An 11,849-nucleotide genomic window follows, 5' to 3' on the forward strand; every position below is an offset into this window, starting at 1 on the left:
CCAAGATCATGTAAAGCTGGCGGCATGACAACTCCCACCTACGTTTTCGTCCACGGCGCCAGCAGCAACTCCTTCACCTGGGCCCCCACCCAGCGCGAACTCGCCCTCCTCGGTCACCGGTCGCTGGCCGTCGACCTGCCGGGCCACGGGTTCGGGGCGACGTTCCCGGCCGCGTACCAGGCGCCGCAGGATCCGGCCGCGTTCGCCGCCGCGCCGGCCGGGATCGCGGGGGTCACGTTGGCGGACAACGTCGCGCACGTCGTGGACGTGGTGCGGCGGGCCGCCGAGCACGGGCCGGTCATTCTCGTCGGGCACAGCCGGGGCGGGCTGACGGTCACGGGGGTGGGCAACGCGGTGCCCGAGCTGATCCAGCGGATCGTGTACATCTCGGCGTGGTGCTGCGTGGACCTCACGCCCGGTGAGTACATGGCCGAGCCGGAGAACTCGACCAGCGCGCTCAACGAGCTGGGCGGCCTGCTCGCGGCCAATCCGATGGAGCTCGGCGCGCTGCGGTTCAACTGGCGGACGGCCGATCCGGCGCTGCTCGCGACGCTGCGGGAGGCGCTCCTCGCCGACGGTACCGACAGCGAGTTCTTCGGCTACCTCAACACCCTCGAACCCGACGAGAACCTGGACGCCGGCGGCCCCGACGACCGCGCCCAGGCCGCCACCTGGGGCCGGATCCCGCGCACCTATGTCCGGCTGACCGGCGACCGGTCCATTCCGGTGCGGCTCCAGGACCGGTTCATCCGGGAGGCCGACGCGCTGACGCCGGGCAACCCGTTCGACGTGCACTCCCTCGACGTGAGCCACGCGGCGATCCTGGTCCGCCCGACCCTGACCGCGGAGCTCCTCGCCAAGCTGTCCACATAAAACCCATCATGTGGGTACCGGGGGCGCCCGGCCGGCTCGCACAGGCGTGCCGGGCGCGCACCGGGTGGCGGCTGGGGGCTGGGGCGCCATGGACCGGGCGCGGCGGGGCCTGCCGGGGCCGGGGGCCATTGGGGCCGGGCCTGTTCGGGCCAGGACTTGCCCGGACTGGGACGTGCCCGGGCCAGGGCGTGCCAGGGCCGGGCATGCCGGGGCGGCAGTCCCATCAGGCGGCGGTGTCCAGCCTGGCTTCCGTGCCCCGTTAGCTGGACGGCGCGCGGTCGTCCTCGGCGGCGAGCTGGTCGCGGGCCGACATCAGGGCGACGCCCAGCAGGTTGAGCCCGCGCCACCGGGCCGGGTCGGCCGCGCCGGGATCGTCGGCGGCCAGGCCGATGCCCCAGATCCGGTCCAGGGGGCTGGCCTCGACGAGGACGCGGTTGCGCGTACCCAGGAGATAGGTTTTCAGGTCCGGGTTCTGCCCGAACTTGGCCACGTTGCCCGCCACCACGATCTCCAGGCGGTGCGCCTCCCAGGTCGCCTGGTCGAAGCCGCGTACCTGCCGGCCGAGTGCCTTGACCGCGCCGGGGCCGCCCGCGTCGAGGATCCGGGCGGCGGTCTCGGTGTCGCCGAACAGTCGGGCCTTGCCGGCCATCATGAAGTGTTCGGCGGTGCCGTAGCGGACGCCGTCGACGGTGAACGGGGCCGGCCACCACTGGCTGAGGCAGCCGGGGCCGACGCTGCCGTCGGGCTGGGGGCGGTGTCCCCAGAAGAGCAGATACTTCGCAGCCATGCGGGTCAGCGTGCCAGAGGGTGGCGCTTGGGACCAATGAGTTCCAGGTGGAGGTGGTCTCCGGCAGGCGAGGGTGGTCCGTGGGCCCAGGTGGTGTCCTGGGTTCGAGGTCGGCGGTCGTGGACCGCGGTCAGTACAGGTGGGCGCGTTCGTCCACCTGGCGGGTCGGGTCGCCGAGGAAGGTGTCGACGGGGACTGGACCGTGGGCGAGGTTCAGGGTGTCGGCCCGGTAGCTCCAACCGCCGCAGCAGTGGGAGAAGCGGTAGTTGATCCGCCAGCGGAGCCATTCTCCCGGGGCCAGCAGGACGGGGCCCGGTCGCCACACGCGGTGCGGCATGCCCGGCGTGGCTCCGTCGAACCGGATGTCCAGCAGACCGTTCCGCTCTCTGATTCGCAGGCCGACCAGGGTCGTCGGTGCGGCATGGCGGTGTTCGAAGGCCGGCGTGAAGTCGTCGCGTTCGTTCAGGGTCACGTCGTGCAGGAGTGGGGCGGTCGTCAGCGGCAGTGGGTAGCCGGGCGGGGTGGCGTTTCGGCGGGTGGCCGCGGGCCCACCCCGGGATGCCTTGGTCCAGGACGTGCGGACCCACTGCGTGACCGTCTCCATGCCGCCGATCCTGCGGTACCGACCGGTGCCCGGCAACCGGATTGTGCCCGACCGCATCGGGCATCCACTGTGGATCTGGTGCGCCCGCCACCCTGACCGAACCCATCCGGCACAGCGCGGCAGCCCGGCACCGTGCGACGCCCACCCCCATCACCCTGACAAGGTCTGGCCCATCGGCCGGCTCCAACCAGATCCCCACCGACCCACACGCAGCCCAGTCCCGGCTCGGCTCGGCTCGGCTCGGCCCCGGCCCCAGCCCCAGCCCCAGCCCCAGCCCCAGCCCCAGCCCCAGCCCCAGCCCCGGCCCCGGCCCCGGCCCCGGCGGGCAACGACCGGAGCGAGTCGCTGGTGGTGGTCAGGAGGCGAGGGTTTCCAGGATGCCCTGGCCGTATTTGGCCAGTTTGTTTTCGCCCACGCCGCTGATCGTGCCGAGGGCCGCCAGGGAGGTCGGCTGCTCCGTGGCGATCTGGCGGAGGGTGGCGTCGTGGAAGATGACGTACGCCGGGACGCCCTGTTCCTTGGCCTGCGCCGCCCGCCACGCCCGGAGCGCCTCGAACACGGGCACCGCCTCGGGGGCCAAGTCGACGACGGCGGCCGCAGACTTGGCGGACTTGGACGAGCGGGAGGCGCGTTCGGGTTCGCGGCGGAGCATGACGGGGCGGCGGGACTTGAGGACGTCGTCGCTGGACTCGGTGAGGACCAGGGTGCCGTAGTCGCCCTCGACGGCGAGCAGGCTCTGGGCGAGGAGCTGGCGGACGACGCCGCGCCACTCGGTGTCCTTGAGCTCGGTGCCGATGCCGAAGACCTTGAGGGAGTCGTGGTCGTGTTGGACGACCTTGTCGGTGCGCTTGCCGAGCAGGATGTCGATGGACTGGCCGGCGCCGAACTTCTGGTTGCGCTCGTTGCGGAGCCGGTAGACGGTGGAGAGGAGTTTCTGGGCGGGCACGGTGCCGTCCCAGGACTCGGGCGGGTTGAGGCAGGTGTCGCAGTTGCCGCAGGGGTCGCTCTGCTGGCCGAAGTAGGCGAGGAGCTGGACGCGGCGGCACTGGACCGTCTCGCACAGGGCGAGCATCGCGTCGAGGTGGGTGCCGAGGCGCCGGCGGTGGGCGGCGTCGCCCTCGGAGGTCTCGATCATCTTCCGCTGCTGGACGACGTCCTGGAGCCCGTAGGCGAGCCAGGCCGTGGAGGGTAGGCCGTCGCGGCCGGCGCGGCCGGTCTCCTGGTAGTACCCCTCGACGGATTTGGGCAGGTCGAGGTGGGCGACGAAGCGGACGTCGGGTTTGTCGATGCCCATGCCGAAGGCGATGGTGGCGACCATGACCAGGCCGTCCTCGCGGAGGAAGCGGGACTGGTTGGCGGCGCGGATCCGGGAGTCGAGGCCGGCGTGGTACGGCAGGGCCGGGATGCCGTTGGCGACCAGGAACTCGGCGGTCTTCTCGACGGAGGCGCGGGACAGGCAGTAGACGATGCCGGCGTCGCCGGGGTGCTCGGCGCGCAGCAGGTCGAGGAGCTGCTTCTTCGGGTCGTTCTTGGGCGCGATCCGGTACTGGATGTTGGGGCGGTCGAAGCTCGCCACGAAGTGCCGGGCGTCGCGCAGGTTCAGCCGGGTCGCGATCTCGGCGTGGGTGGCCTCGGTGGCGGTGGCGGTGAGGGCGATCCGGGGCACGTCGGGCCAGCGCTCGTGCAGCATGGACAGCGCGAGGTAGTCGGGGCGGAAGTCGTGGCCCCACTGGGCGACACAGTGCGCCTCGTCGATGGCGAACAGCGAGATCTTTCCCCGGTCGAGGAGTTGGACCGTGGTGTCGACCCGGAGCCGCTCGGGGGCCAGGTAGAGCAGGTCGAGCTCGCCGGCGAGGAAGTCCTTCTCGACCCGGCGGCGGGACTCGGCGTCCTGGGTGGAGTTGAGGAACCCGGCGCGCACGCCGAGCGCGGTGAGCGCGTCGACCTGGTCCTGCATGAGGGCGATCAGCGGCGAGATGACGACGCCGACGCCTTCGCGGACGAGCGCGGGGATCTGGTAGCAGAGGGACTTGCCGCCACCGGTCGGCATGAGGACGAGCGCGTCGCCGCCGGCCACCACCTGGTCGATGATCGCCTGCTGGTTGCCCCGGAAGGCGTCGTAGCCGAAGACCCGGTGCAGGACCTTCAGAGCGTCTTCTCGGGTACTGGTGGCAGCCATTCGTCGATTCTACGGTGGCCCGTTTCCGCCGCCAACGGGCGTTTCGGCACTAGCATGGGCGGCATGATGTCGCGTATGAGGTCGGGTGTCGCCGTCGTCGGCGGCGTGTTCGTCGGAGCGCTGGCTGCGGGGCCGGCCTGGGCCTCTGACCTGGAGGAAGCCCGCAAGGGGATGGGCGCGCTCCGTGGTGTGGGGCTGGTGTGCTGCCTGTTGGTGGTCCTGCTGGTCGTCGCCGGGGTCTTCATCGGGGTGTCGATTAGCAGGAAGCGGCGCAAGTAGGAAGTGCACAACGGCAGGTCTGTTTTGTTCAAGACCGAAGCGGGTCGGCGGCCGTACCGTGGCCGGATGACACCGCAGCTCAACATGGTCGGCCTCGTGGTCGCCGACATGGCCGCCACGCTCGCGTTCTACCGCCGCCTCGGCCTGGACCTGCCACCGGAGGCGGACGCCGAGCCGCACGTGGAGTACACGCTGCCGGGCGGGCTCCGGCTGGGCTGGGACACCGTGGACGTGGTCCGGTCGTTCGACCCGGAGTGGACCGCGCCGACCGGTGGGCACCGGATCGCCCTGGCGTTCCTGTGCGCGACCCCGGCGGAGGTCGACAAAGCGCACGCGGACCTGGTCGCCGACGGGTACCGCAGCCACAAGGAGCCGTGGGACGCGTTCTGGGGGCAGCGCTACGCGGTCGTCCTCGACCCGGACGGCAACGCCGTGGACCTGTTCGCCGCGCTGGGCTGATCCGCCGCACCGGGCCACACCGACCCCGGGCCACACCGACCGCGTGCCGGCGGGCTCACACCAGTTCCCCCAGCGTCACCCCGGTCAACGCCCGCACCTCCCGCGACAGGTGCGCCTGGTCCGCGTACCCCGCCGTGGCGGCCACCTCCGCGAACGCCCGACCCGCCCGGGCCAGCCCCAGCGCGCGGTCCAGGCGGAACACCCGGGCGAGCGTCTTGGCCCCGTACCCGTATCCGGCCAGGCTGCGGCGGTGCAGCTGCCGTTCGCTGAGCCCGACCGCGACGGCCGTGTCGAGCACCCTGTTCCCGGCGCGCAACCGTTCCGCGACGGCCGCGAGCAGCGGGTCGGGCGGTCCGGTGTCGGCGAGCAGGTCGGCGACCACGGACTCCAGGGCGAGGCCCCGGTCGGGCGCGCCGGTGATCCGGTCGGCGAGCCGTCGGGCCCGGGCCGGGGTCCACAGGTCCGCGAGGGGCACGCGCCGGTCGCGCAGTTCGGCGGCGGGGACGCCGAGGACGGTCGGGCCGGTACCGGGCGCGAACCGCAGGCCGACGAACTGCGCGCCGCCGGTGCCGACGGCCAGGTGCGCGGTGGTGTCGGGGCCGGCGACGACCAGGGTGCCGTCGATCCAGATCAGGTCGAGGGAGCCGTCGGGGAGGATCCGGGACGAGGCTCCGCCGGCGGGCACGGTGCGGGTCCACAGCACCCCGCCGACGGCCGTTCGCTCCCGGTACACCTCTCGAAGTATTCCAGTGGGGTCTCACAGTCGCGGCACAGGAAACCGAAAGGTCCCGCACAACCTCGGGGCGCTCACTAGAAAGGAGAAGACACCAAAAAAGGGGTACGACCATGACGCACGACCACGACCGGGGCCTGTCCGGGGACCTGCCGAAGCTGGTGGACCGCCGGCTGGTGGACCGCAGGCTCGCGCTCGGTCTGATGGGCGGGGTCGGCATGGCCGCGCTGGTCGGCTGCTCGACGGCCACGGAGACGCCCACGGCGACGGCCTCCACTGCGCCCACCACGGCAGCGGCCACCCCGAGCGCGGCAACGAGCGCCGCCACCACCTGTGCGAGCAAGATCCCGGAGGAGACCGCGGGCCCCTATCCCGGGGACGGCTCCAACGGCCCGAACGTCCTCACCCAGGCGGGCATCGTCCGCTCCGACATCCGGTCGAGCTTCGCCGGGGCGTCGGGCAAGGCGCAGGGCGTGCCGCTGACCATCAGGCTCAGTCTGCGACAGAGCTGCGCCCCGCTCGCGAAGGCCGCCGTCTACCTGTGGCAGTGCGACCGCGAGGGCCGGTACTCGATGTACTCCAACGGGGTCACGAACGAGAACTACCTGCGCGGCGTGCAGGAGACCGACGCCCAGGGCGGGGTGACGTTCACCAGCATCTTCCCGGCGGCGTACTCGGGCCGGTGGCCGCACATCCACTTCGAGGTCTACCCGAGCCTCGCGACGGCGGCGACGGCGAAGGGCCGGCTGGTGACCTCGCAGCTCGCGTTGCCGTCGGCGGCCTGCCAGGCGGTCTACGCCACCGACGGCTACTCGTCGAGCGTCCGCAACCTGGCGCAGACGTCGCTGGGCTCGGACATGGTGTTCCGGGACGGCTACCAGAGCCAGTTGGCGACGGTCACCGGCGGCGTCACCGAGGGCTTCACGGCGACCCTGACCCTGGGCGTCTGAACCAAGGCCGACCCGGAGTCACAGCGCGGGGACCACCGGGCTCGACTCCTCCGGTGTGCTCCGCAGGTCCCGGCTCACCGTGCCGTACAGGGCGAGGACCAGCATCAGGCCGGTGTACACCAGGACCGTGCCGTGCGGGCCGAGCCACGCGACCAGCGCCCCGGTGCCGAGCGTGCCGACGGGCAGCACCGCGTACGACAACAGGGTGACGAACGCCTGGATCCGGCCCAGTTCCTCCTCGGGCATCCCGGTGAGCACGTACCGCATCTGGATCACGTTCATCATCGAGATGGTCACGCTCAGCCCGGCCCAGACCAGCCCCACCCAGACCGGGGCGAGCCCCAGCGCGAGCAGCGGGAACAGCAGCACGGTGGCCCAGCCCCGGACGACCACCGCCGCGACGAGGCCGACCCGGCGCTCGATCCTGGGGGCGGCGAGCGCGCCGAGTACCCCTCCGGTGGCCGCGATCGCGAACACCACACCGACGCCGGTCGGGCTCCCGCCGTCCTGGCGGACCAGCAGCGTGATCAGGATCGCGATCCCCGCGAACGGCAGGTCCCCGGCGACCGTGATCAGGGTGAGCGCCCGCAGCCGCCGGTGGGTGGCGACCCGGCGGGCCCCGAGGGTGAGGTCGGCCCGCCAGTCGACCGGTGCCGGCGGGGCGTCCGCGTCGAGCCGGGCCCGGACCAGGGCCACGCAGCCGGCGACGACGCCGAAGGACAGCGCGTCCACGGCGAAGGGCAGGGTGGCCGACCGGGTGATCAGCAGGCCGGCGAGCGGCGGGCCGACGATCGAGGCGAGGTTCCAGATGACCTCGGACTGTCCGGCGGCCCGGCCGAGCTGGTCCTCGCGGACGATCCGGGGCAGCACGGCCACCTGGGTGATGCTGAAGACGACGCCGGCGCAGCCGTTGACCAGGGCGACCCCGTAGATGAGGTACGGGGTGAGCAGGTCAGCCGCGTGCGCGACCGGGATCGTGCCCGTGGCGGCGAGGCTGACCAGGCTGGCGCCGATCAGGAGCGCGCGGCGGGGCAGCCGGTCCACGAGGGCGCCGACGGGCAGGCTGAGCAGCGCGTACGGCAGCACCTCGCAGGCCGCCGCGATCCCCGCGCCGAGCGCCGAGCCGGTCACCGCGAACACGAGCAGCGGGTACGCGATCAGCGACATCGCCGTGCCGACCGTCGAGATCAGGTTGCCGAGCCACCACCACCGGTAGTCCCGGCTCCCCCAGAGGTCCACGGCCGGATTGTGTCGCCGATCACCAACCCCGACAACCGGATATGGGTACGCCGGGCGCGGACGGCCGGGCTGACCGGCGCGGTTGCCCGGCACGGCCCGTGCGAGCGGCCGGCCCGGTCCGCGCGGGCGCACCGGTCAGGTCCGAATACCGCCGGACCCCGCCCTCGAACGTATGATCCACTGGGCGGTATGACGAACAGCCAACTCGACCAGGCCCGCGCGCTGCACGCCCTGCACCGCTCCGGCCGGGTCCTCGCCCTGCCCAACGCGTGGGACGTCGCCAGCGCCCGCGTCGTCGAGGACGCCGGCGCTCCTGCCGTCGCCACCACCAGCGCCGGGGTGGCCTGGAGTCTCGGGTTCGCCGACGGGGACCACCTCGACACCGACCGGGCCCTCGACCTGGTCGCCCGGATCGCCGCCGCCGTGCGCGTGCCGGTCACCGCCGACATCGAGGGCGGGTACGGCGACGTGGCCGGCACCATCCGGGGCGTGATCGCGGCGGGCGCGGTCGGGGTCAACCTGGAGGACGGCGGCACCCCGCAGGCCGAGCGGTACGCCGTGGCCCGCCGGGCCGCCGACGCCACCGGGATCCCGTTGTTCCTGAACGCCCGGATCGACACGTACCTGTTCGGCAACCCGGACTTCGAGGAGACGGTCGGGCGCGCGCAGGCGTACCTGGCCGCCGGCGCGGACGGCGTCTTCGTACCCGGCGTGGCGGATCCCGAGGTGATCGCCGCCCTGGTCAATGCCATCCCGGCCCCGCTGAACGTGCTCGTCGGCCCCGGTTCGCCCACAGTGGACGAGCTGACCGCGCTCGGGGTGGCCCGGGCGAGCCTCGGCTCCTCGATCGCCCAGTCCGCGTACGGGCTGGCCCGGCGGGCGGCGACCGAGTTCCTGACGACCGGCGGCTACTCGGCGCTGGGCGAGGCGGAGGACTACGGCAGGCTCAACGGCCTGCTGAGCCCGCCGAAGGGCGACTAGTCCGACCTCCCGGCCCGGAATGCGGTGGATCACCCTTCGCACCCGGGCCGGCCTGCGATGATCAGTGGCGTGGCCGAGACGACACCCCTGTGGTACCGCAGAATGACCTCCCGCAGTTCCCGCGAGCAGCACCGGGCGGCGACCCCGCTGGAGCTGTTCTTCGACCTGTGCTTCGTGGTGGCCGTCGCCCAGGCGGGCTCGAAGCTGCACCACGCGCTGGCGGAGAACCACATCGGCCACGGCGTCCTGAGCTACCTGACCGTGTTCTTCGCGATCTGGTGGGCGTGGATGAACTTCACCTGGTTCGCCTCCGCCTACGACACCGACGACGGGGTGTACCGGGTCACCACCCTCATCCAGATCGCCGGCGCCCTGATCGTGGCGGCCGGCGTACCCCGCGCGTTCGACGCCACGGACTTCGGCGTCGTCACCTTCGGGTACGTCCTGATGCGGGTCGCCATGATCTTCCAGTGGCTGCGCGCGGCGCACGGCGACCCGACGCACCGCCCGGTGGCGCTCCGCTACGCCCTGGGGATCTTCCTCGTCCAGATCGGCTGGGTGTTCCTGCTGGCGGTGCCGGAGCGGGTGTTCCTGCTCGGGTTCGTGTTCCTGGTGGTCTGCGAGCTGGCCGTCCCCGCGTGGGCGGAGCGGCGGAACCCGACCCCGTGGCACCCGCACCACATCGCGGAGCGGTACGGCCTGTTCACCCTGATCGTGCTCGGCGAGTCGGTACTCGCCGCGACCCTGGCCATCCAGGCGGCCCTGGACAGCGGGCAGGCCGGCGCCGGGTTGTTCACACTGGCCGGCGCCGGCCTGGTCATCGTGTTCTCGATGTGGTGGATCTACTTCGACAGGCCCGCCCACGCGCTACTGACGTCCTTGAACACCGCCCTGCGCTGGGGCTACGGCCACTACCTGGTGCTGGCTTCCGCGGCCGGCGTGGGTGCCGGGCTCGCGGTCTCGGTCGACTACGACGCGCACAAGGCGCACATCTCCGGGACGGTGGCCGGTTTCGCGACCGCCGTACCGGTAGCCGTGTTCCTGTTGAGCGTCTGGTTCCTTCAGGTCTGTCCCCACCTGCGCGGCCCGATCGCGGCGGCGATGCCGGTGACGGCTGGCCTGGTACTGGCCACCCCGTTCACCGGCGCCCCCGTGCATGTCATCGCTGTGCTGTTGGCAGCACTGGTCGCGGTACTGGTGCTCGACGGCCGACGCGGTGCGCGTCTAGCGGAGCCAGACTCCGTCTCTGACTAAGGTGAAAATGCCCATTGTTCTTTCCTCCGTGGTGCAGGAAAGGGCACACCTGGGCGCGCGAAACTGAGCCAACGTACTTGGCAAATGAATTCCCCCGTGGTGCCCTACAGCTTTTCATCAACATGGCTGTCGCGACATCCACAATGGTGCCAGGCGATTTCACGTTCGCCAATTCATTTCCGCTCGCGGAGCACGTGGCCCATCCAGCGGATGGCCATCGCGAGCCCGAAGATCCCGACCGCGATCACGGCCGAGGTCATCGCGACCCGGCCGTAGCCGCCGTCGCGCCGGGGGTCGAGGAACGGATACGGGTACCAGTCGACGATCGGCCCTCTGACCAGGGAGTACACCAGGTATACGAGGGGGAGGATCAGCCAGAGGAGGACCTTGCGGAACTCCAGTCGGCGGTACGGCGGGTCGAGCAGCCAGTCGAGGAGCACCACCACGGGCATCAGCTGGTGGACCACGAAGTTCGTCCATGGCACGGTGGTGTCCACCTCGATGCCGGACAACAGTGTCGCGTACACGATCCCGGTCGTCGTCATGTACAGCGTGACGGCGCCCCTGAGCTGGTCGAATCCCCGGGCGCCGAAACGCGCGCACAACAGTAGGGTCACGACCGTGAGAAGGTTCGACAGAATCGTGAAGAAACTGAAGAAGTTGGAAATCCGATAGTTGGGAACGTTGTCCAGCAGATATCCGAGCTGCCACCCCACGGCGGCCAGGGTCAACAATGCGGCGATGACACGGTAGGCGCGCACCCAGTGGTTCATCACACCATTTCACCCTAATCCTGGCCCGGGTATGCTCGAAACCACTGTGACTACCACCGACACGAGCATCCGCACGTTCTACCCGCGCCGCGGCCGGGTGAGCGCCCTGCACGAGGACTCCAGCGCCCGCCTCTGGCCGGTCTACGGAGTGACCCTCGCGACCGCGACCGCCGCCTTCGAGCGCGCCGCGCCCCTCGTCATGGAGATCGGCTCCGGGATGGGTGACGCGACCGCCGCGATGGCCGCCGCCGACCCCGACCGCGACTACCTGGCCGTGGAGGTGCACTTCCGGGGCGTGGCGAACCTGCTCCGCCTCGTCGAGGAGCGCGGCCTCACCAACGTCCGGATCTTCGACGGCGACGCCCTCGACCTGGTCCGCACGCTGCCGGAGGCGACCCTCGACGCGGTGCACGTCTACTTCCCGGACCCGTGGCCCAAGGCCAAGCACCACAAGCGCCGGCTGATCCAGCCCGCGAACACGGCGCTGCTCCGGTCCCGGCTGGTGCCGGGCGGGACGCTGCACTGCGCGACCGACTGGGCGGAGTACGCGGACGGGATGCTCGCCACCCTGACCGCCGACCCGGGGCTGGTCAACGCGCACGACGGGTTCGCGCCGAGGCCCGAGCACCGGCCGTTGACGAACTTCGAGAAGCGCGGGATCAAGCAGGGTCGCAAGATCTTCGACCTGGTCTACCACCGCACCACGTGAGTACCGTCGGGGGCGCCTCGCGGCGGGCC

At 71.7% G+C, this 11,849-nt stretch carries 13 protein-coding genes; 7 read left to right on the top strand and 6 right to left on the bottom strand.

All coding sequences use genetic code 11. The annotated features are described in order from the left end of the window. Positions 1 to 24: 24 nt before the first annotated feature. Positions 25 to 873, top strand: a complete 849-nt coding sequence (locus PT931_RS04670; protein WP_456244449.1) for an alpha/beta hydrolase — start codon at positions 25 to 27, stop codon at positions 871 to 873. 259 nt (positions 874 to 1,132) lie between these two features. Here the strand turns inward: PT931_RS04670 and PT931_RS04675 are convergent, their stop codons facing one another. From PT931_RS04675 to recQ, 3 genes are all read right to left on the bottom strand, one after another. After that, on the bottom strand, positions 1,133 to 1,660 hold the full coding sequence (locus PT931_RS04675) for an NADAR family protein (protein ID WP_456244450.1): 528 nt from the start codon (positions 1,658 to 1,660) through the stop codon (positions 1,133 to 1,135). A gap of 130 nt (positions 1,661 to 1,790) precedes the next feature. Next, complete coding sequence (locus tag PT931_RS04680) at positions 1,791 to 2,264, bottom strand: hypothetical protein (RefSeq protein WP_456244451.1); 474 nt, start codon at positions 2,262 to 2,264, stop codon at positions 1,791 to 1,793. 355 nt (positions 2,265 to 2,619) lie between these two features. Continuing rightward, positions 2,620 to 4,443, bottom strand: a complete 1,824-nt coding sequence (gene recQ, locus PT931_RS04685; protein ID WP_456244452.1) for a DNA helicase RecQ — start codon at positions 4,441 to 4,443, stop codon at positions 2,620 to 2,622. Between the two features lie 63 nt (positions 4,444 to 4,506). Between recQ and PT931_RS04690 the strand changes: the two genes are divergently transcribed. Together PT931_RS04690 and PT931_RS04695 are read left to right on the top strand one after the other, a co-directional pair. Beyond that, positions 4,507 to 4,722: a hypothetical protein gene (locus PT931_RS04690; protein ID WP_456244453.1), complete on the top strand. Its 216-nt coding sequence runs from the start codon at positions 4,507 to 4,509 to the stop codon at positions 4,720 to 4,722. Between the two features lie 66 nt (positions 4,723 to 4,788). Then, the gene (locus PT931_RS04695) at positions 4,789 to 5,181 is read left to right on the top strand and encodes a VOC family protein (protein ID WP_456244454.1); all 393 of its coding nucleotides are present in this window, start codon (positions 4,789 to 4,791) and stop codon (positions 5,179 to 5,181) included. A 55-nt stretch (positions 5,182 to 5,236) separates the two neighbouring features. Here PT931_RS04695 and PT931_RS04700 read toward each other — a convergent pair whose 3' ends face one another. Continuing rightward, positions 5,237 to 5,914, bottom strand: a complete 678-nt coding sequence (locus PT931_RS04700) for a helix-turn-helix domain-containing protein (RefSeq protein ID WP_456244455.1) — start codon at positions 5,912 to 5,914, stop codon at positions 5,237 to 5,239. 113 nt (positions 5,915 to 6,027) lie between these two features. Between PT931_RS04700 and PT931_RS04705 the strand changes: the two genes are divergently transcribed. Beyond that, on the top strand, positions 6,028 to 6,864 hold the full coding sequence (locus PT931_RS04705; RefSeq protein ID WP_456244456.1) for an intradiol ring-cleavage dioxygenase: 837 nt from the start codon (positions 6,028 to 6,030) through the stop codon (positions 6,862 to 6,864). Between the two features lie 18 nt (positions 6,865 to 6,882). On the opposite strand, the gene PT931_RS04710 is transcribed toward PT931_RS04705, so the two are convergent. After that, the gene (locus tag PT931_RS04710) at positions 6,883 to 8,103 is read right to left on the bottom strand and encodes an MFS transporter (protein ID WP_456244457.1); all 1,221 of its coding nucleotides are present in this window, start codon (positions 8,101 to 8,103) and stop codon (positions 6,883 to 6,885) included. Between the two features lie 189 nt (positions 8,104 to 8,292). Here PT931_RS04710 and PT931_RS04715 point away from each other — a divergent pair, with 189 nt between their 5' ends. Then, a complete protein-coding gene (locus tag PT931_RS04715) occupies positions 8,293 to 9,084 on the top strand; it encodes an isocitrate lyase/PEP mutase family protein (RefSeq protein ID WP_456244458.1) in 792 nt (263 codons plus the stop codon). A gap of 102 nt (positions 9,085 to 9,186) precedes the next feature. Further along, positions 9,187 to 10,338, top strand: coding sequence for a low temperature requirement protein A (locus PT931_RS04720; RefSeq protein ID WP_456244459.1), 1,152 nt, complete (start codon positions 9,187 to 9,189; stop codon positions 10,336 to 10,338). A gap of 173 nt (positions 10,339 to 10,511) precedes the next feature. Here PT931_RS04720 and PT931_RS04725 read toward each other — a convergent pair whose 3' ends face one another. Continuing rightward, positions 10,512 to 11,111: a Pr6Pr family membrane protein gene (locus PT931_RS04725; RefSeq protein WP_456244460.1), complete on the bottom strand. Its 600-nt coding sequence runs from the start codon at positions 11,109 to 11,111 to the stop codon at positions 10,512 to 10,514. A 31-nt stretch (positions 11,112 to 11,142) separates the two neighbouring features. On the opposite strand from PT931_RS04725, the gene trmB reads away from it, so the two are divergent. Next, complete coding sequence (gene trmB / locus PT931_RS04730; protein ID WP_456244461.1) at positions 11,143 to 11,820, top strand: tRNA (guanosine(46)-N7)-methyltransferase TrmB; 678 nt, start codon at positions 11,143 to 11,145, stop codon at positions 11,818 to 11,820. Positions 11,821 to 11,849: the final 29 nt, after the last annotated feature.

This window comes from Longispora urticae, assembly GCF_053902585.1.